Genomic DNA, 19,224 nt, shown 5'->3' with positions numbered 1-19,224 from the left:
GCCATCGAGATGAGCATGATCGCACGTTCGCAATCCACATCGGATGCGGGTCTGGAGTGGCTGAAAACCCTTGTCGAGCAACTGGCCTGCGAACTGCGAGGCGGCTGACGAAACCGTAGCCCGCCGCCCGATGCCGCCGGGGAGGGTTGCAGTTTCGCGGCGCCCGGGAAACAATGTCGGACTTCATGCGTTTGGTGTCGCATGGTCCGCGCTCAGGCGGACGATTTTGATTTGTCGGACGAATGGCCGCTGCTCGCGGCCAATTTTCTGTGATTTCAGGGGTTGGGGAAAATGTCGCCTTCACAGGCGCCCGAGAGGGTGATGCCAAAATCCGGGCCAAAATCCGGTCTTGATGGCCGGGTGTGGCTGGGCCTTGTGGCCGTGGTGCTGTTTTTTCTCATCAGTGGCACGGTGGCCTTCCGTAATATCGAAATGCTGCGCGACGATACCGGCAAGATCGCGCATTCGCACGATGTCATCGCCTCGCTCGACGAACTCCTTTCCGTCATTCAGGATGCCGAAACCGGCCAGCGCGGCTATCTGCTGACGGGTAACGAGGAGTATCTCGCGCCCTATACGGCGGCGGTTACCCGGCTCGGTTCCAAGTTCGATGCGATCGGTGCGCTCACCCGGGACAACCCTTCGCAGCAGGCAAGACTGGCGACGCTTCGCCGTCACATGGACGCGAAGCTGGCGGAGCTGGGGCAGACCATCGACTTGCGCCGCAAGCAGGGCCGCGACGCGGCGCTTGCCGTGGTCTCCACCGATCGCGGCAAGATCGAGATGGATGCGATCCGTGCCCAGCTGGGTGAGATGCAGCAGGAAGAACTGCGGCTGCGCCAGCTCAGGCTCGACGAAATGGACGGCGCCTACAAGAGCGCCTGGACCAGCGGCGTTCTCTCGACCGTGCTGGGCATTGCCCTGACACTGGTGATCGCGTTCCTGCTTCGCCGCGCGACGATTGCGCGGGACCGGCAGCAATGGCTTCAGGCGGGGCAGGCCCAGCTTGCCGCGGCCATGCTGGGGGACCCTTCGACCGGGCAACTGGGCGAGAACATTCTCTCGTTCCTCAGCAAGTTCCTCGATGCACAGGGCGGCGCCATTTATGCGGGAGACGGCGCGCGCTACCAGCGGGTGGCGACGCTGGGCGTGCCTGCCGAGGCGGGCGTGCTGGAGAGTTTCACGATCAAGGACGGACTACTCGGCCGTGCCGTAGCCGAGCGCGAACATACGGTGCTGAGCGATATCCCCGACGGCTATTTGACCATCGGATCGGGGCTGGGCCACGACAAGCCGCGCCATCTTGTGATCTCGCCGGTCTGTGCGGACGAGGCGGTGCATGGGGTGATCGAACTTGGCTTCCTGGGCCCTGTCGATGACCTGGCCGGGGCGTTTCTGTCGGAGGCTTCGGCGCCGATAGGCGTCGCCTTGCGCTCCGCAAGGTTCCGCACCGAACTGCGCAACCTGCTGGAGGAAACGCAGCGCCAGTCGGAAACGCTTCAAGTCCAGAGCGAGGAACTGCGCGTCTCGAACGAAGAACTGGAAGAGCAGGGCCGCGCGCTCAAGGAATCGCAGGTCCGGCTCGAACAGCAGCAAGTGGAGCTGGAACAGACCAACGCCCAGCTGGAAGAGCAGGCGCAGCAGTTAGAGAGCCAGCGCGACGACCTTGCGCGGTCGAACACGGCGGTCGAACAGAAGGCCAGCGAACTGGAGCGGGCCAGCCGCTACAAGTCCGATTTCCTTGCGAACATGTCGCACGAGCTGCGGACGCCGCTGAATTCGCTGCTGATCCTGTCCAAGCTGCTGGGCGACAATCCGGCGGGCAATCTCACCGAAGAACAGGTGAAATACGCCGTTACCATCCAGTCCTCTGGCAATGACCTGTTGGCGCTGATCAACGATATCCTCGACCTTTCGAAGATCGAGGCCGGTCACGTCCAGGTCCGGCCGGAGACTGTCGCGCTCGACCGGCTGGTGACCGACATGCGGCAGCTGTTCGAGCCGGTGGCGAGTGAGCGCGGGCTGGAATTCGGCATTGCCGTATCCCCCGATTGTCCCGACACGATCGATACCGATCGTCAGCGGCTGGACCAGATCCTCAAGAACCTGCTCTCCAACGCGTTCAAGTTCACCGAAGCGGGACGGGTCGATCTTTCGATTGCACGCGTCGGCGCGGATCGGCTCGCCATTTCGGTGCGTGACACCGGCATCGGCATCGCCGAGGACCAACAGCGCGAAGTCTTCGAAGCCTTCCGTCAGGCGGATGGCACGATCAGCCGCCAATATGGCGGGACGGGGCTGGGCCTGTCGATTTCACGGGAATTGGCGCGGCTGCTCGGCGGGGCAATCGAACTGGAGAGCAAGCCCGGCGAAGGCAGCCGTTTCACGCTGTCCATCCCGCTGTCGCTCGACCCGACGGCCGCGCCGCGCAGCGAGGGGCTGGCAATCGCCGCGGGCACGCCTGCGGTTCGCCGCGTGGAACCGCAAGTCCCCAAGGCCCCGGCGCGACTGCCGCGCCGGGTGGAGGACGACCGCGAGCGGCTTGGCGCCGCCGATCGGATCCTGCTGGTGGTCGAGGACGACGGAAGCTTCGCCGGTATCGTGCGCGACCTGTCGCGCGAACTGGGTTTCCAGTGTCTGGTCGCGGGGACCGCAGGCGAAGCGCTCGAACTGGCGCGCCAGTTCAAGCCCAATGCCGTGGTGCTCGATCTGGGCTTGCCCGATCAATCGGGGCTGGTCCTGCTGGATCACCTCAAGAGCGACGGGGCCACGCGGCACATCCCGGTCCACGTCGTATCCGCGAGCGACCATGCCCAGACCGCGCTGTCGCTTGGGGCGATCGGCTATCTGGTCAAGCCGGTGAAGCGCGACGAGCTGGTCGAAGTGCTCAAGGCGCTGGCGGCCAAGATGGCGCAGAGCGTGCGCCGGGTCCTCATCGTTGAGGACGATCAGGTGCAGCGCGACGCCGTCGCCAGCCTGCTCGCCACGGCGGGCGTGGAGACGGTGGGCGTGGGCACGGCGGCGGAATGTCTGGAGCGGCTTGAACGCGAGACTTTCGATTGCATGGTGCTCGACCTGAACTTGCCCGATGCCTCGGGCTTCGCGCTGCTGGAGACGCTGAAAAAGGAAGGCCGCCACGGCGTCCTGCCGGTGATCGTCTATACCGGGCACGACCTGTCGCCCGACGACGAACAGCGGCTGCGGCGCTATTCGGATTCGATCATCATCAAGGGCGCGCGTTCGCCGGAACGGCTGCTCGACGAGGTGACGCTGTTCCTCCACCAGGTGGTGACCGAACTGCCGCCCGAACAGCAGCGCATGATCCAGCAGGCGCGCAGCCGCGACGCCATTCTCGAAGGACGGCGGATCCTGCTGGTCGAGGACGATGTGCGCAACGTCTACTCGCTGACCAACATCCTCGAACCGCGCGGCGCGATCATTGAGGTTGCCAGGAACGGACGGGACGCGATCGACAAGCTGGAGAAATCGGCCGCTGACGGCGGCACGGCCATCGACCTCGTGCTCATGGACGTGATGATGCCGGTGATGGACGGGCTGACGGCGACGCGGGAGATCCGGACCGATCCGCGCTGGAAGAAGCTGCCGATCATCACGCTGACGGCCAAGGCCATGCCGGACGACCAGCAGCGCTGCATCGAGGCGGGCGCGAACGACTACATGGCCAAGCCGCTCGATGTCGACAAACTGCTGTCACTCGTCCGCGTCTGGATGCCGCGCTAAATGTCGGACGCGGTCGAGGATATCGAGATCCGGTTGCTGCTGGAAGCGCTGTTCCAGCGCTACCACTACGACTTCCGCAAATACTCGCAGGCATCGCTGCGCCGCCGCCTGCGTCAGGCGCGCGGGCAGCTTGGGTTCGAGACGTTTTCGGGTCTTCAGGAAGCCCTGCTGCACGATCCGGCCATGCTGCCCCGGCTGCTGAGCTTTCTGACGGTCCAGGTCAGCGAGATGTTTCGCGACCCGTCGTACTTCAAGGCGATCCGCGAGAAAGTGGTGCCGCATTTGCGCACCTACCCCTCGCTCAAAGTCTGGATCGCCGGGTGCAGCGCGGGGGAGGAACTGCACTCGTTCGCGATCCTGTTCCGTGAGGAAGGGCTGGAGGAACGGACGCTATTCTACGCGACCGATATCAGCCAGGACGCGCTCGACATGGCTTCGCGCGGGATCTACTCGCTCGACCGGATCAGGACCTTCACCGAAAACCATCGTGCCTCGGGCGGTCGGTCGTCGCTCTCGGACTATTACAGCACGGCCTATGGCAACGCCGTTTTCGACAAGAGCCTGCGGGATCGTGTGGTATTCTCGGACCACAGTCTGGTCACCGATGCCGTATTCTCGGAGATGCACCTGATTTCCTGTCGCAATGTCCTGATCTATTTCGACCGCGAGTTGCAGGACCGGGCCATTGGCCTTTTCCGGGATTCGTTGATCCGCGGCGGCTTCATGGGTCTGGGCGCCAAGGAAAGCATGCGCTTTTCGGCCCATGCCGACGCCTTCAGCGACTTCGTGCGCGAGGAAAAAATCTACAGAAAGCGCGAGGTATGACGGCCGATATTCCCATCCCTCGTCCCCCCATTCCCCGCGCAGTTGTGATCGGCGCCTCGGCCGGCGCCATTCAGGCGCTTTCGGAGGTCCTGCCTGCGCTGCCGTCGACGTTCCCGCTGCCGATCCTGATCGTGGTCCATATCCCGGCGGACGGCGGCAACATGCTGGCGCCGCTGTTCGCCGGCAAATGCCGGATCGCCGTGCGCGAGGCTGAGGACAAGGAGCCAGTGCTGGGCGGCACCGCCTATTTCGCGCCGCCGGATTACCACTTGCTGGTGGAGGCCGGGGGCACGCTGTCGCTGTCTAGCGACGAGGCGGTCCTCCATTCGCGTCCGGCGATTGACGTGCTGTTCGAAAGCGCGGCGGACGCTTATGGCGGTGCGCTTGTCGGGATCGTCCTTACCGGCGCGAACCAGGACGGAGCCGCCGGACTTCGCGCCATTGCCCAAGCGGGAGGCATCGTGCTCGTGGAAGACCCCTCGATTGCCTATGCGGATGCGATGCCGCTGGCGGCGCTGTCCGAATGTCCCGAGGCGCGCGTGCTGTCGCTGGCCGGGATCGCGGACTTTCTCCTGGAAGTCGGGAAGGGTGAGGGCGCATGACTCCCCCGGTTAAATTTCTGCTGGTCGACGATCTCGATGAGAACCTCATCGCGCTTGCGGCCTTGCTGAAGCGCGACGGACTGGTCCTGCTGACCGCCCGTTCGGCGGACGAGGCGCTTGAATTGCTGCTCGAACACGAAGTGGCGCTGGCGTTTCTCGATGTGCAGATGCCCGAAGTCGACGGTTTCGAACTTGCCGAATTCATGCGCGGCAGCGAGCGTACGCGGCATATTCCGATCATCTTCGTCACGGCCGGAAGCGCCGACAAGCAACGCCGTTTCCGTGGCTATGAGGCAGGCGCGGTCGATTTCATCCAGAAGCCGATCGAGGCGGACATCCTGCGCAGCAAGGCCAATGTCTTCTTCGAACTCCACCGCCAGCGCCAGCTGGTGGCGGCGCAGCGCGACGAATTGAAAGCCGCCTCGCAGGCGCTTCAGGAAGTGGATCGGCGCAAGGACGAGTTCCTGGCGGTGCTGGGGCACGAATTGCGCAACCCGCTGGCGGCGCTCAGTTCCGGCTTGCAACTCCTGCAGCGCCGCTCGGCGGACGAGAGCGTGACGATCCGCGAGAGCATGGAGCTTCAGATATTCCACCTCTCGCGCCTTATCGAGGATCTCCTCGACACCGCGCGTATCAGCGAGGGCAAGATCTCGCTGCAAAAGGAGCGCATCGAACTCCAGACCATCCTGCGTTCTGCCATCCAGGGGTGCCGGAACAATCTGGAAAGTGCCGGGCACAAGTTCACGACCGACATTCCGGCCGAGCCGGTCTGGCTTGAGGCCGACCACACCCGTTTGGCGCAAGTCGTTGCGAACCTGCTCAACAATGCCGCGAAATATACGCCGAACGGCGGCGAGATTTCGCTACGCGCCCGCGCGGCGGCAGATCACGTGGAGATCGAGGTCGCCGATAACGGCGTGGGCATTCCGGCCGACATGCAGTCGCGGATTTTCCAGATCTTCGTGCAGGTTCCCGATCACCGGCAACACGCGGCGGGCGGGCTTGGGGTCGGCCTCGCCCTGGTGCATCAGCTGCTTGCCCTGCACGGAGGAACGATCACCGTGGCCAGCGGCGGCGTGGGCAAGGGCAGCGTGTTCACCGTCCGGATACCGAGGCGGGCGGACCTTCTCCCCTAGCAATAGCGGGGATCGTCCAGCCCCATCATCCACGCGGGGCACTTGTTTTCGATGTCGCCGCGGAAGGCCTCGCTGTTGAAGGACATGAAGTCGAAAGCGGCATCCCGCGCGGTCATGGATGCCGGAATGCGATAGCTGGCCGCGACGGCATCGCCGCAGGTTGCCGTCCAGCCGGTGATGTCTCTTTCGCGCTGGATCCAGAGTTGCACGAGCCAGAGAAAGTCCTGTCGCTTGTCCTGCATCGTGGGCATCGCTCGATTCCTTCAAGGTAGTCGCTACCCTTCGCCGCGCGACAATTTCTTCGCGCCGCTTCCGGTATTTACACCTCATAGAATCGAAAAATCGTCACTTGTCGGAGAGCGCTGAAATATTGGCTCCTTTTCGGTTCAATCTGGTTCCGGGCCGGCTGCGCATTGCGGACTTCGTTTCTGTCCTTTTCCTGTGGGTTTGGGCTATGGCCGCCAAAGTTTGGAGAATGTGATGAGCGATCCGGCAAAGGCATGGGATGGGGAACAGGTGCGCAAATGGCTGGCGCGCCGGTTCGAGGCTGCGAAACTGGATCAAGCCGCAGCGGACAGGCGCGGGTATGAGGCACAGGACGATTACGACAAGGCAGCGGCAGAGGAATGGGTCTGTCGGAGCCTGAAGGATGCGGACTGCACAAACGATCAGGCCGCATTCGCCAAGCGTCTGAAGGAACTGATCGGTCAGGACGAGTACCGGGTGACGGGCATCTATGACGACGCCCGGTTCGAGCGGCATGTGCGCGGTCAGCTCAGGAAGCTGGCGAAGATGACCAAGGCCAACGAGGGGTTCGAGAAGACGCTGCGCTATCAGTGAGCCCGGCGGTGTGAACGGCGTCCCGACTTCGTCGCCCCCGCGAAGGCGGGGGCCCCGCTTCTTTGGAACCTCTCGTTTCGCGACAAAAAAGCGGGATCCGCCAAGTTCACAAACGAAGTGCAACACCAGGTTATGGTGTTGTCATGGGAAGAGCTTACGAACAGCTTGATCTGGAAGAGCGGTGTACGATTGCCCGTCTTCATGAAGACGGGCAATCGCTGCGCCAGATCGCGGCAACTGTGGATCGCTCGGCATCGACGATCTTTCGGGAGCTGAAGCGCAACAGCGGCAGCACGGTGGGCTATCGGCCCGGCTATGCGCAAGAGCAGGCGCGCGCCCGGCGCTGGTCGGGCATGCGCCTCGAACGCGATCAGGCCTTGCGCGAGGGCGTGCTGGGCCGCCTCGCGGCCGGCTGGTCACCCGAGCAGATCGCCGGCCGCATGGCCCGCGAGGCCGGCGTGCGTATCATCAGTCACGAGAGCATCTATCGCTTCATCCATGCCCAGATCAGGCGGACGAACGATCGATCATGGCGCCATTATCTGCCCCGCGCCAAGGCCCGCCGCGGATGGCGCCGCAAGCCCGGCGGATCCTCGGTCCGCTTCATCGCCAAGCGCCAACCCATCGCCATGCGCCCGGACGAGGCCGCGGATCGGTCCCGGCCCGGCCACTGGGAGGCCGACTTCATGCTCTTCGCCCGATACGGCCAGGCCATCCTCGTCGCCCATGAACGCTCCTCGCGCTACACCCTGATCTGCCATCCGCCCGACCGAAAGGCCCGGCGCACCGCCGACCTGCTCGCCGCCATGCTGCGGCCCTGGCCCGCCGCCTTGCGCCAAACCCTGACCCTCGACAACGGCACCGAGTTTGCACAGCACCACAGGTTGCACCGTCTCGGCATCGATACGTTCTTCTGCGACCCCCACGCCCCATGGCAAAAGGGCGGCGTCGAAAACGCCATCGGCCGCCTCAGACGCGACCTGCCGCGCAAGACCAACATCGAGGATCTCTCGCCTGCCCACTTTGAGGACATCATCCAACGCTACAACAATACACCGCGAAAATGCCTCGACTTCAAAACACCCGCCGAGGCATGCTCTCTTCAACCGTTGCACTTCGAATGTGAATCCACATCCCCGCCTTCGCGGGGATGACGGGATTTGGGTTGGATGGCGAGCGGGGGACATTTTGCCGTGACGGCTGATTTGTCCCCCATCCCTCCTAGCGGACAGGAGTGATATAGACCGGATTGCCGAGCAGGATCAGTCTGCCCGAGCCATCGCGGACTTCCGTGCGGATCCAGTGTCGTTTGCCGTCGCTGCGCCACGTCATTGCGCCGTCCGTGCCATCGATCCTGCGCGTGAGATCGGGGGCCGCCACGCCGTCGACCAGCAGCGCCAGTGTCCCTTGCGTGACGCCTGCCACTTGCGGCGTGAGGCTGACGTCGGCGCCTGCCGCCACTTCAAGCGTTCCGCCCATGTGGATTGTCTTGCCTTGCGCACTGGCGGCAAGATCGAGCATGCGCCTGCCCGTGCCCTCGATGTCGATGAAGACGCGGCCGGAACGGATGCCCGCCAGGAAAGCGGGGACGGAAAGCTCGCTCATGTAAACGACTGTCGTCGGCGTGCCGACCGGGTTGGGCAGCTTGTCCGCTGGCGGTGCGTCATGGTTGTCGCTGCCGCCGATGCCGGTGATATGCGCGCCGGTGGCAAGGAGGCGGTCCCACAGGCCGATGCCCTGATTGGGACTGTCCGGCCGACCCGTTTCCGCCATCGTCCCCCCGTTGACCACTTCCACCGCGCCGATTGCGCTGGGCGGGACGTCGGGAACCCGCCAGCCGCAGCCCATGCAGTTCTCTCCGCTTGGCGATCCGGCGTGATTGAGCGAGACGATGCCGCCCGCCCGGTTCGCCGCCTCTATCCACTTGCGCGCCTCGGCCCAGCTCGGTGCGGTCATCCGCCAGTCCAGCAGGCCGGTGATGCCGAAGACATTGGCATGGCCGTAGAACGTCGTGATCTCGCGGCCGGGGACGAGCAGTAACTGGTCGAAGGCGGGCTGGAGTTCGCGCAGGGCGTCATATTGCGCGGTGGTGTTGTGGTCGGTCACCGCAATGAAATCGAGGCCTCGCGCGGAAGCGGCTTCCAGCGTGCGGTAGACCGGGCAAGGCACCCGCTTGCCGCTCTGGGCGCTGCATTTGCCGTCGCTGTTGCCGGTGTGCATGTGCAAGTCGCCGCGATACCAGCCGGGCCTGTTGCTCAGCGGCGCGTCGGCGAACGAGGTCACGGCAGGGCCGCGTTCGACGAAGATCTCGGCTTTCCACGGCGCCTGCGCGCCGACGCGCAAGTTCGGCACGCCCAGCAGGAGGTGCCACTTGCCTGCAGGAAGCGGGCCGGGGAGGTAACCCGGCGTCGCGTCAGCCTCGGCCAGCGTCATGCCGCTGCGCGCACCGCCGCTCCAGCCGCGCAGGCGCTGGGGGTCGATCAGCCCCATGTCGATGGCGGCCTTCTGATCCCTGCCTTCGTAGCTGAAGCGGATTGTCAGCCGCGTCACTCCGGCGGGCAGGGTGAAAGGTATCTCGCGGTAATGCTCGTGGTCGGCGCGCGTCATCGTGCCGGTCAGCGTTGCGAAAGGACGAACGGCCGCGTTTGCGCTGGCCTCATCGGGAGCCGCCATGGCCGGAACCGCTGCTCCCATGACGAGGAGCAGCGGCAGGACGGAGCGAGCAAGGGCTCTCAAGGCCATCAGAACTTGTAGAGGACCGAGGCGCGGAAGTTGCGGCCCAGCAGCGGCCGGGCAATGAAGACGCTGGCCCCGGCCTCGCCGTTCTGGACTTCGCCTGCGCGGGGATTGCCCTCGGTCAGGCCCAGCGAATTGTTCACGTTGTCGACATAGCCATAGACGGTCAGGCGGTCGTTCACCGCGAAGCTCGCGCTCAGGTTGATGGTGGTATAGGCGGGCAGCTTCACCGAATTGGCGGTATCGACGTAGCGCGCGCCTTCGTATTCCACCGACCCCTGAAGACGCAGGCGGTTATCCAGCAAATTGAAGCCCGGCACGACCCGAAGGCTGGTGATGGGCACGCGGATCAGGCGCTTGCCGTCGAAGTCCTTCAGCGCGCCGGTGTTGTCGGTATAGGTCAGGCCCTTGTAGCGCGGATCCTGAAGCGTCGCCGTGCCGGAGATGTCGAACCACGAGGTGGGACGCAGCGTGCCTTCGAGTTCGAGGCCGAACGTCTGGGTATCGGCATAGAGCGTCTGGCTCGTCGTCGAGCCGTTGAGGTCGAAGATGTAGTTGGTGAAGCTGACGTTGTTGTACCGCGTCCAGAAGCCGGTCGCGTAGAATTCGACCAGCGGGCTGGCATACTTGAAGCCGGCTTCGCCAAGGCTCATCGTCTGGATATAGGGGGTGGCGGTGGCGTTGGTGACGTAGTTGCCAAGGCTAGGCAGGCGGTTGGCGTAAGTATAGCGCGCGAAGACGCCGGAACGGTCGTTGAACTGGTAGTTCACGCCCGCCGTCCACGTGGCATGGCTGAAGGTGTCGTCGTAATTGGCATAGACGCCGCTGCCGGTCAGGATGTTCGATGTGGCGAACGTGCCGAGGTTCACGGTGCTCTTCAGCCCGACGGTCCCCCGGGTATTCATCGTTTCCCACCGCACGCCGGCGTCGATGCGCAGGGCAGGCGTGATCTGCCACTCGTCGGTGAGGTAAAGCGCGTTGGTGGTCTGCTGGCCATGCGCGTCTTCCCACTCGTATCCGTAGCGATAGATGCCGTTGTCGGTGATCGGCGAGATCACCTTGCCGCTGCTGTCGAGCCCGACGAGGTCGAGCAGGCGGGCGTTGTCCTGCACGTCGAGCAGCGCGGTCGAGGAATAGCGGCTGAAGCTCTCGTCAAGGTGCGCGTAATAGTAGCCGAAGGTCACGTTGTGGGTCGTCCCGCCCATGTCGAACTTGTGGGCGATGCGCGTGTCGCTCATGAATTCCTTCACCGGCATGGTGATCCCGCGCAGGCCGCCGACGATGACGAGGCCGTTGCCGTTCTGGTTCGCGGTGTCGAACATCTCGCCGCTGGTGGTGTAGCGCAGCCCCAGCGCGCTTGCGCCCGGCACCAGCGACAGCAGCGACGACGAGGAGTCGAGCAGGCTCTGCGCGGTCTGGATGGAATTGGGATAGACGCCGTTGCGCTGGGTCCAGGTGTCGTTGTAGCGCATCGCCTCGCTGACGCGCCAGCCGTCGGCCGGTTCGAAATCGAACTTGCCCGAGATCTGCGTGCGCTTGACGTGGGTGCCTTCGGTATTGTCGAAAGTATAAGTGCTGCCGTCGCCCTGGATCATCTTGATCAGCTGCGTTTCGGGACCGGCAACAGTACCGGTGTGGCCGCTGAAACCGTTCACCGCGACAATATTGCCGTCGTTGTCGTAAGTCATCGGAATGCCGGTGTAGAAGATGACCTTGTCATCCATCCGCTTGACGTCGAGGCTGAAGTGGCCGTTGCTCCAGTCGCGCGAGAGCGTGGCGCGGATCTGGCCGCCCTGATTGCCGGTAAAGCCCGGATCGCGCACGCCATCCTCGGCCCGGTAGAAGCCGCCGGCGGCCAGTTTCCAGCCGTCGCCGATCGGCGTGCCGACCCAGAAATCCGCGCGGTAGAGGCTGTCCGCTCCCACCGACAGTTTCACCAGACCTTCGGGCGTATCGCCCACCTGGCGCGGAATGTAGTTCACGGCACCGGCCGGAGCGTTTGAATAGAACAGCGCCGAGGGACCGCCGCGCACCACTTCGACGCGGTCGATCGTTTCATCGAGGCGGAACGCTTGGTCGGCATTGAGATAGCCCAGCGCCGGATCGTGCTGGACCGGCATGCCGTCTTCCAGCAGCTGGATAGAGCCGAAGCCATCCACCGGCACGCCGCGTGCGCGCACGTTGCCGCTGGCCTCGCCGCCCGAAGCCTCGACCCAGAAACCGGGGACGGACTTGAGCGATTCCGTGACGCTGGTGGGCGCCTGGAGGCGAAGCTTTTCCTCGTCGATATTGGTGACCGAATAGCTGGTCTGCGCCTTGGTCAGTTCGCCGGTACCGGCGCGGCCGGTGACAATGATTTCGTTGTAGCCGCTCTTGTCTGCATCGGCAGCAGGGGCGGGCGCGGGAGCGGCGTCCTGCGCGCGGGCAGGGGCGGCAATCGCCAGGGCAACGAGAGAAGATGTCAGCAGCAACGATCGCATGGAATTACCCCTTAACTCACTGAAACGGCGCCATTCGAAAGAAGCAGAATGGGCCCTTGCACGCGTTTGCCCCGCCGCTTCGCAGGTTCGGGCGAAGTGGTTCGCGGCATTCGAGGGGAGGACGTGGAAGGACTGGCTTTCCGCTAGCGGCGGCAAAAAAATATTTCGTCCGGGCGGGGAGCCGAGTGTCAGCCAGATGTCATATCGCCCAGCTACCCGGACCCCCACGGAGCGCATGAGGGAGTGAACGGGAAGCTATGGCGTGGCTGCGCGACATCGACGTGTGGTTCGCCGATCACGTCTTCCTCCATCGAGATCGTCACCGTCGCTACGCGGCCAGCATCGTGCGCAATGCCGACGATGCGGAAGAACTGGTGCAGGAGGCCTATGCCCGCCTGTTCGCGCTGGATAACTGGCGTTCCATCGCCAATCCCCACGCCTTCACCATCCGCATCATCCGCAATCTGGCAATCGAGAAGGCACGCCGGGCCGACGTGGTGCGGATCGGCGATGCGGCCTTGCTGCACCGGGCAGAGATCGCGGATGAGCAACCGACGCCCGATGTCGTGGCCGCAGATCGCTCCGAGCTTGACCGCGTTGTCTCCGCCATGCAGGAACTGCCGCCGCGCATGCGTGAGGCGCTCTATCTGCGCAGGGTCGAAGGTTTGCCCCCGCCTCAGGTAGCGGAAAAGATGAACATATCCGTCTCCACAGTGGAGACGCACTTGGTCAAGGGCCTGCGGTTGCTGATTCGTCGCCTCGCGGGGCGAGACGGGCAAAACGGGGCGGAGAATTCGATTCAATGCGAGGCGACGGACAAGACGAATACTATAAGGAATCGTCGCGAGACGACCTGATCGATCAGGCTGCCGCCTGGCTTGTCGCGCTTGACTGCGGCACGGCTGACGAGACGGCCTTCGAAGTCTGGCGCAATGCCGATCCCCGTCATGCCTCCGCCTTCGCACAAGCAGCCGCAACCTGGCGCCGCACGGCCGATCCCCGCGTTCCGGGGCTTCTGGAAACCTCCGGGCAGCCGGAGTTGGCGGCGGAACATGCTTACTATGAGGCGGGATCGCGCGGCGCCGCATCCTCGGCGATGTCGCGCCGCACGGCGCTGAGCGCGGGATTGGCTGCGATGCTTGCGGCGGGCGGGGTCACGGCCTGGCTCGCGGTTCCCCAGCGCGCCTACGCCGAAACCATGGTGGGCGAGCGCCGCCAAATCATGCTGCCCGACGGCAGCACGGCCACCCTCAACACCAATTCGCGGATCGGCTGGCACTTTGGGAACGAACGGTCGATCTGGCTTGAGCGCGGGGAAGCGCTGTTCGATGTCCGGGCAGGCGATAGCGCGCTGCGCCTTCACAGCGATGCGATCGGAGCCGAACTGACGCCCGGCCGGTTCGGCCTGCGACTTGAGCCCGATACGGCGCGCCTGATGGTGCTGGCGGGCAGTGCGAAAGTGCAGTCCTACACCATCGGCAGCGGCCACGTGGCCGTGGCACGCGGAAGCGGACTGTCGATCGAGCCGCTGGATCCGCAGGTCGCCGCCGATGCCACGGCATGGGAGGGCGGCCGGATCGTGTTCAATGGCATGACGCTGGGTCAGGCCGTTGCCGAATACAATCGCTACCTGCCCTATTCGATCGTGGTGGCTGAGCCCGCCATTGCATCGACGCGGCTGGGCGGCGAATTCCGGATCAGCCAGCCTGACGATTTCCTGCGTTCACTGGAAGACGGCTTCGGCATCCAGCACCGTTGGCACGACGGCAAGATCCAGCTCGTCTCCGCTCCCACGCCGACTGGCGGTGGATGACATGAAGCTGTCGCAAGGCCGTTGCACCAGCATGCCCGAATAACACGCGAATCGGGGCGCCAAACAGGCGAACGTGCAGGTCATGTACAAGCGAGCAATGCGCCTGCTGGCGGCGGCCCCTTGCGCCGTGACGGCGCTTGCGTGCACGGCCCAGCCGCTTGCGGCGCGGGAGCAGGAGGCCGTGCAGGGGCCGACGCAAGTACGGACTTTCGACATCCCCGCCGGAAATCTTGCCAGCGCGCTGGATGAATTCGGCCATCAGGCCGGGGTGCAGATTCTTTATCCCTATGCTCAGGCGGCGCGTCTGCACAGTCCGGGCCTTCACGGGCGCATGCGGGCACGCGCCGCGCTGGATGCGCTGCTGCGCGGACAGCCACTGGCCGTGGCGCGGTTCGAGGCGAGTCTTGTCGTGTTGCGCCCCGCTCCGGTCAGCAAGACGGCACCTCCTCCCGCGCCGCCCCGGATCACGCCTCCAGCCCCTCGTCCTGCGGCGCCGCCGCCGCCAGTCACGCCGCCGGAGGATATCGTGGTCACTGGCCGCGCCGTGAATGCGCCGCTGCTGCGGTCCGAGCTGAGCTATGCGCTGACAGATATCGACCACGGCACTGTCATGCGCGAAGGCGCGATCTCCACGGCGGCCTTGTTCCAGCAGATCCCCGGTTTCTGGGTAGAGGCCAGCGGCGGCGAGGCCAGCAACAATGTGCGTGCACGGGGCATACCGACCGACGGCTATTCTTCCGTCGCCATTCTCGAAGACGGGCTGCCGGTCCAGTACGATGGCGGGCTGGGCTATCTCAATACCGATCAGGTCTTCCGCACCGATGCCAGCGTGGAGCGGGCCGAGGCCGTGCGAGGCGGTCCATCGGCTGTCTTCGTGCCCAATGCGCCGGGTGGAAGCGTCAATTTCCTCACCCGCAATCCTCTGAAGCATCCCGGTGTGGACCTATCCCTGACCGGCGGAAGCTTTGGCTATGCCCGTATCGATGGCTATGCGGGCGTGCGACTGGGATCCAACCTCGGCCTCGGGCTCGGCGGTTTCTATCGAACCGACGCGGGCCCGCGCGATCCGGGCTACAACGCGGACCGGGGCGGGCAATTGCGGGCATCGCTCGCCTACGACGACGGTCGCCTGAAAATCGATGCCAACGTCAAGCATCTGGACGACAGGGTTATCCTTTACCTCCCGGTGCCGCTGCAATTCGGCGCCAACGGGCGGGTGGAGGCGATCCACGGTTTCGATCCGCTGCGTGATACGCTGGCAGGGCCGGACAATGTCCACGTCGCATTCCTGACCCCGCAGGGTCCGCAGGATTTCGACCTGTCACAGGGCACGACCAGCCGGATCACCTTCTATTCGCTCAGTGCGCGCCTCGCCCTTGGCCGTAGTAGTGCGATCGAACTGCGGACGCGGCAGCGGACCGGTACGACGCGGCGCAGCGGCCTCTTTCCCATCGGTCGCCCCACCACGGCAGAGGATTACATCGCCAGCGCCATGGACAGACTGCGCGCGGCGTGGCCCGGCACGACCGCAGCCAGGATCCAATATACCGACGACGGCGCCGCTTTCACCAGTTCGAGCAACGGCAATGGACTGGTCGTGGGCGCGAACCTGATGGCGGTGCAGATGCCGCTGCGCGAAGGCGTGGCGGATGCGCGCTTCACGACCGCCTTCGAACTGGCCGGACACCACGATCTGGCGGTCGGCGCGACATTCGATGCCATGGACATGAAGTTCGACCGGCAGACGGGTACGGTTCTGCTGGACGTGCGCGGGCAGGCGCGGAGGCTTGACGTGCTGGCGCTGGATTCTGCCGGACAAGTTCTTGGCGCGCTGACCGACAACGGCTTCGTGCGCTATGGCTCGCTCTACAATTCCGCGACGCTGAATTCGCGGAACGTGGCGATTTACGGGGCGGACGAGTGGAAGCTCGCGCCGGACTGGCGGCTCGATTTCGGAGCACGGTGGGAACATGTGCGGATCGGCGGCGGGACGGAGGAAACGACCGCCGTGGACCTCGGCGATCCGGCAACGCTGGCAGACGACGCCGTGCTGACCGGAACCGGGGTGATTGACCCGGTGGGCAAATCCTATTCGGGTCTGAGCTGGACACTCGCGGCGAACTATCGGCCCGCACCCGGCGTCGGCACGTTCGCACGCTTTACCCGCACCCTGCGCCTGCCCGCGCCGACCGATTTCACGGACAATCCCCAAGGCACCGATCTCGCACCGGTGCCGATCACGATGGCCGAAGCCGGTTTGACGCTGGAGCGCCGGAGCTGGAACCTTACGGCAGTGGCATTCCGTTCCCACTTCGCGAGATTGCCGTTCACGGATTATCGCTTCGATACGGCGAGCAATGCCTACATCGAGCAGACCTCGATAGCCGATACGACCACCTGGGGGCTGGAACTGAGCGGTCAGGCCCGCATTGCCGGGCCGCTGCGCCTCGATTGGCAGGCAACGTTGCAGGATCCGCGCTATCACAACTTTCGCTACACGCAGCTGGACGAAAACGGCGATGGCTCGCCGGAAGATGCGGATGGCCATCAACTGATCCGCGTGCCGCGCCTGTCGCTTCGTGCCAGCCCGCGCCTGGACCTTTTTGGCGGCAAGCTGACTCTTGCGATGGATTTCCTGCGGTTTTCGCAGCGTTTTTCGGACGTGGTCAACACCCAGCGGCTGCCGGCCTACTCCATGATAAACGCCCGGATCCGCGCGGCGCTGTCCAATCGTTTCGAACTGAGCGTGCAGCTCAGCAACCTCACGAATTCACTCGGCCTGACAGAAGGAAACCCGCGAGTTGGCTCGTTCGATGCGGGCGGAAGCACGGGATATTTCCTTGCCCGGCCCGAATTCGCCCGCGCGGCGCGCATGACGCTGGCATGGCGCTATTAGGCCGTAAACTCCTAAGCGGCGCCATTGGGGCGCCTCAGCCGTCGTTCGCACGCATCTGGTCGGCGGCGGCAAAATGCGCGATCTGATCGGCTTTCGCTTTCAGGAAAGCGGGACGGCTGACGATGCGGTCGACATAGGCCTTCGTCGCGGGACGATCGCCATGCGCGCGGACATCGGGCACGCGCAATACGTCCGCCATGATAAGGTCGGCGACGGTGAAGCGACCTGCCGCCAACCAGTCCCGTTCGCTCAATTCCCGCTCGATATGGGCAAGTCTGCGCTCCAGCCACGGCGTCAGGCGGTTTTCGGTTTCGCCCGATATCTTCAGGAACCACCACGGCACGCTGACCATCTCGATCGAATTGAGCGCGGCGATGACCCACTGAAGCGTCTCGCCTTCACCGACGGGATCGCGCGGCATCAATGTGTCGCTTTGACGTGCCAGATGCAGCAGGCAGGCACCACTCTCGAACAGCCGGACATCGCCATCGGTCAGGAACGGCACTTGTCCGAAGGGCTGTCGGTCCAGATGATTGATTTCGCGATTTTCGAAAGGGACGGTGCAAACTTCGTAAGGCAGGCCCGCTTCCTCGGCCGCCCATCGGAGACGCAGATCGCGCACGAAGCCGCGCGGACCGTTGGGTACCCAGTCGAATGTCCAGATTACAAGCTTGTCGGGCACAGCGCGGACCCCTTGATGACGGTTGCACCGGTGTAACGCCGCTGCCTTGCCAAAGTTCGGCCAGATTCCTGAGGAAGCCCGGTGACGGCACGTCACCGGGCTTCGATATAAGAATTAGGCTGGGAGCGGCGCGGCCGGATCTACCAGCGCGGCGGCGCGCAGTTCCTGCCAGAAGTCGGCCGGGACGACCTCTTCCAGCGCGGCGCGATCCTCGGCAATGCGGCCGGGCCGGCTCGCGCCGGGGATCACGGCCGCGACCGCCGGATTGGCGAGCGAGAACTGGAGCCCCGCCGCCTTCATGCTGACGCCGTAGCGGTCGGCAATCGCCTTGATCCGGGCGACTTTGTCGAGGATAGCGGGCGTCGCCGGCGCATATTCGAAATTGGGACCGCCCACGAGCGCGCCCGAGCTGTAAGGGCCGCCCACCACGATCCCCAAACCGCGCTCCGCCACCATCGGCATCACCCGCTGCAGCGCCTGACCGTGATCGAGCAGCGTATAGCGGCCTGCGAGCAGGAAAGCGTCGGGGCGAGGTTCGTTCAGACCGAGCAGCAGCTCGATCGGTTCGACTTTGTTGACGCCCAGACCCCAGGCCTTGATCGTGCCTTCGTCACGCAGCCGGTCGAGCGCCTTGAATGCACCGTTTCGCGCTTCCTCGAACTTCTCCAGCCAGGCATCGCCCCAGAAATCCTGGGCAAGGTCGTGGACGAAGGCGATCTCGATATGGTCGGTGCGCAGGCGCTTGAGGCTGCCCTCGATCGAGCGGAGGGTGGCGTCATAGGAATAGTCGTTGACGACGCGGTTGGCGCGGCCATGCGCGAATACCCCGGCCTTTTCGCCCTGTTCGCGCGCGCTGATATCTTCCAGCTCGTCAAGAATGATGCGGCCGACCTTGGTGCTGATCACGTACTGGTCGCGCGGCTTGCCTGCGAGCGCTTCACCCAAGCGCAATTCGGCGAGCCCGGCGCCATAGAGCGGCGCGTTGTCGTAATAGCGAATGCCGTCGTTCCAGGCGGCTTCGACCGTGGCGAGCGCTTCGTCCTCGGGAATGTCGCGGAACATGTTGCCCAGCGGGGCGGCGCCGAAGCCGAGCTTGCCGGGAAGAATGTCTTTCAGGGCCATCGTCGGGATTCCTTTGTGTCAGGAGACTGTCAGGGGATCGAGCGTCCATGCCGCGCGCTCGGCGAGATCGTTGATTTGCGAGAGATAGTTCTGGAAATGCGGGCTGGCGCGGTGCGATTCAACCGCCGCCTGATTGGCATAGAGTTCGTCGAGCAGAAGCCGGTTGGGCTGGGCCTGATCGACCCAGAGATCGTAGCGAAGATTGCCGGGTTCGGCGCGGCTCGGCGCGATCATGCCATCCAGCAGCGCGCGCAGTGCTTCCGCTTTGCCGGGTCTGGCGACAAGGGTCGCCACGATCTTGACGGTATCGGTCATCGGTCTTGTTCCTGTGCTTTCCAGCCATCCGGCAGG

General features: G+C 64.5%; 15 protein-coding genes. 9 read left to right on the top strand and 6 right to left on the bottom strand.

Annotated elements, in window-relative coordinates:
* Positions 1–321: 321 nt before the first annotated feature.
* Genes AC1VVM_RS20875 through AC1VVM_RS20860 form a run of 4 tightly spaced genes read left to right on the top strand, consistent with a single transcriptional unit; the run spans position 322 to position 6,304 of the window.
* The gene (locus tag AC1VVM_RS20875) at positions 322–3,741 is read left to right on the top strand and encodes a response regulator (RefSeq protein ID WP_482957313.1); all 3,420 of its coding nucleotides are present in this window, start codon (positions 322–324) and stop codon (positions 3,739–3,741) included.
* A complete protein-coding gene (locus AC1VVM_RS20870; protein WP_132391248.1) occupies positions 3,742–4,566 on the top strand; it encodes a CheR family methyltransferase in 825 nt (274 codons plus the stop codon). It begins immediately after the preceding gene.
* Complete coding sequence (locus tag AC1VVM_RS20865) at positions 4,563–5,168, top strand: chemotaxis protein CheB (RefSeq protein ID WP_482957312.1); 606 nt, start codon at positions 4,563–4,565, stop codon at positions 5,166–5,168. Before AC1VVM_RS20870 ends, AC1VVM_RS20865 begins: the two co-directional genes overlap by 4 nt.
* Positions 5,165–6,304: a hybrid sensor histidine kinase/response regulator gene (locus tag AC1VVM_RS20860; RefSeq protein ID WP_482957311.1), complete on the top strand. Its 1,140-nt coding sequence runs from the start codon at positions 5,165–5,167 to the stop codon at positions 6,302–6,304. Before AC1VVM_RS20865 ends, AC1VVM_RS20860 begins: the two co-directional genes overlap by 4 nt.
* On the opposite strand, the gene AC1VVM_RS20855 is transcribed toward AC1VVM_RS20860, so the two are convergent.
* Entirely contained in the window at positions 6,301–6,555 is a 255-nt protein-coding gene (locus AC1VVM_RS20855) for a hypothetical protein (RefSeq protein WP_132391242.1), read from the bottom strand. The genes AC1VVM_RS20860 and AC1VVM_RS20855 overlap by 4 nt on opposite strands.
* 229 nt (positions 6,556–6,784) lie before the next feature.
* Here AC1VVM_RS20855 and AC1VVM_RS20850 point away from each other — a divergent pair, with 229 nt between their 5' ends.
* Together AC1VVM_RS20850 and AC1VVM_RS20845 are read left to right on the top strand one after the other, a co-directional pair.
* On the top strand, positions 6,785–7,144 hold the full coding sequence (locus AC1VVM_RS20850) for a hypothetical protein (protein ID WP_482905657.1): 360 nt from the start codon (positions 6,785–6,787) through the stop codon (positions 7,142–7,144).
* 143 nt (positions 7,145–7,287) lie between these two features.
* Positions 7,288–8,298 carry an IS30 family transposase gene (locus AC1VVM_RS20845; protein ID WP_482957310.1) on the top strand — a complete coding sequence of 337 codons (1,011 nt, stop codon included), beginning with the start codon at positions 7,288–7,290 and terminating at the stop codon, positions 8,296–8,298.
* A 67-nt stretch (positions 8,299–8,365) separates the two neighbouring features.
* On the opposite strand, the gene AC1VVM_RS20840 is transcribed toward AC1VVM_RS20845, so the two are convergent.
* Both AC1VVM_RS20840 and AC1VVM_RS20835 read right to left on the bottom strand, forming a co-directional pair.
* On the bottom strand, positions 8,366–9,886 hold the full coding sequence (locus AC1VVM_RS20840) for a CehA/McbA family metallohydrolase (RefSeq protein ID WP_482957309.1): 1,521 nt from the start codon (positions 9,884–9,886) through the stop codon (positions 8,366–8,368).
* On the bottom strand, positions 9,886–12,360 hold the full coding sequence (locus tag AC1VVM_RS20835) for a TonB-dependent receptor (RefSeq protein WP_482957308.1): 2,475 nt from the start codon (positions 12,358–12,360) through the stop codon (positions 9,886–9,888). The genes AC1VVM_RS20840 and AC1VVM_RS20835 overlap by 1 nt, the downstream gene beginning before the upstream one ends.
* 257 nt (positions 12,361–12,617) lie before the next feature.
* On the opposite strand from AC1VVM_RS20835, the gene AC1VVM_RS20830 reads away from it, so the two are divergent.
* The 3 genes from AC1VVM_RS20830 (at position 12,618) to AC1VVM_RS20820 (ending at position 17,069) form a co-directional block, all read left to right on the top strand.
* Complete coding sequence (locus AC1VVM_RS20830; RefSeq protein WP_482957307.1) at positions 12,618–13,217, top strand: RNA polymerase sigma factor; 600 nt, start codon at positions 12,618–12,620, stop codon at positions 13,215–13,217.
* On the top strand, positions 13,163–14,173 hold the full coding sequence (locus AC1VVM_RS20825) for a FecR family protein (protein ID WP_482957306.1): 1,011 nt from the start codon (positions 13,163–13,165) through the stop codon (positions 14,171–14,173). Before AC1VVM_RS20830 ends, AC1VVM_RS20825 begins: the two co-directional genes overlap by 55 nt.
* Positions 14,174–14,255: 82 nt before the next feature.
* Positions 14,256–17,069, top strand: coding sequence for a TonB-dependent receptor (locus AC1VVM_RS20820; RefSeq protein ID WP_482957305.1), 2,814 nt, complete (start codon positions 14,256–14,258; stop codon positions 17,067–17,069).
* Positions 17,070–17,103: 34 nt separating this feature from the next.
* On the opposite strand, the gene AC1VVM_RS20815 is transcribed toward AC1VVM_RS20820, so the two are convergent.
* From AC1VVM_RS20815 to AC1VVM_RS20805, 3 genes are all read right to left on the bottom strand, one after another.
* Positions 17,104–17,751 carry a glutathione S-transferase family protein gene (locus AC1VVM_RS20815; RefSeq protein ID WP_482905651.1) on the bottom strand — a complete coding sequence of 216 codons (648 nt, stop codon included), beginning with the start codon at positions 17,749–17,751 and terminating at the stop codon, positions 17,104–17,106.
* 114 nt (positions 17,752–17,865) lie between these two features.
* Entirely contained in the window at positions 17,866–18,873 is a 1,008-nt protein-coding gene (locus AC1VVM_RS20810; protein ID WP_482957304.1) for an aldo/keto reductase, read from the bottom strand.
* A gap of 18 nt (positions 18,874–18,891) precedes the next feature.
* Positions 18,892–19,188, bottom strand: coding sequence for a putative quinol monooxygenase (locus AC1VVM_RS20805; RefSeq protein WP_482905649.1), 297 nt, complete (start codon positions 19,186–19,188; stop codon positions 18,892–18,894).
* Between the last annotated feature and the right edge of the window lie 36 nt (positions 19,189–19,224).

The organism is Novosphingobium sp. BL-S-33 (assembly GCF_056857025.1).
Note: the sequence above shows the minus strand (reverse complement) of the source record. Positions and strands in the feature narration are given on the sequence as shown.

Bases quoted from the DNA above. Each gene is read 5' to 3' on its own strand.
- AC1VVM_RS20875 (WP_482957313.1), top strand. From the start codon at position 322: ATGCCAAAATCCGGGCCAAAATCCGGTCTTGATGGCCGGGTGTGGCTG.
- AC1VVM_RS20870 (WP_132391248.1), top strand. From the start codon at position 3,742: ATGTCGGACGCGGTCGAGGATATCGAGATCCGGTTGCTGCTGGAAGCG.
- AC1VVM_RS20865 (WP_482957312.1), top strand. From the start codon at position 4,563: ATGACGGCCGATATTCCCATCCCTCGTCCCCCCATTCCCCGCGCAGTT.
- AC1VVM_RS20860 (WP_482957311.1), top strand. From the start codon at position 5,165: ATGACTCCCCCGGTTAAATTTCTGCTGGTCGACGATCTCGATGAGAAC.
- AC1VVM_RS20855 (WP_132391242.1), bottom strand. From the start codon at position 6,555: ATGCCCACGATGCAGGACAAGCGACAGGACTTTCTCTGGCTCGTGCAA.
- AC1VVM_RS20850 (WP_482905657.1), top strand. From the start codon at position 6,785: ATGAGCGATCCGGCAAAGGCATGGGATGGGGAACAGGTGCGCAAATGG.
- AC1VVM_RS20845 (WP_482957310.1), top strand. From the start codon at position 7,288: ATGGGAAGAGCTTACGAACAGCTTGATCTGGAAGAGCGGTGTACGATT.
- AC1VVM_RS20840 (WP_482957309.1), bottom strand. From the start codon at position 9,886: ATGGCCTTGAGAGCCCTTGCTCGCTCCGTCCTGCCGCTGCTCCTCGTC.
- AC1VVM_RS20835 (WP_482957308.1), bottom strand. From the start codon at position 12,360: ATGCGATCGTTGCTGCTGACATCTTCTCTCGTTGCCCTGGCGATTGCC.
- AC1VVM_RS20830 (WP_482957307.1), top strand. From the start codon at position 12,618: ATGGCGTGGCTGCGCGACATCGACGTGTGGTTCGCCGATCACGTCTTC.
- AC1VVM_RS20825 (WP_482957306.1), top strand. From the start codon at position 13,163: ATGCGAGGCGACGGACAAGACGAATACTATAAGGAATCGTCGCGAGAC.
- AC1VVM_RS20820 (WP_482957305.1), top strand. From the start codon at position 14,256: ATGTACAAGCGAGCAATGCGCCTGCTGGCGGCGGCCCCTTGCGCCGTG.
- AC1VVM_RS20810 (WP_482957304.1), bottom strand. From the start codon at position 18,873: ATGGCCCTGAAAGACATTCTTCCCGGCAAGCTCGGCTTCGGCGCCGCC.
- AC1VVM_RS20805 (WP_482905649.1), bottom strand. From the start codon at position 19,188: ATGACCGATACCGTCAAGATCGTGGCGACCCTTGTCGCCAGACCCGGC.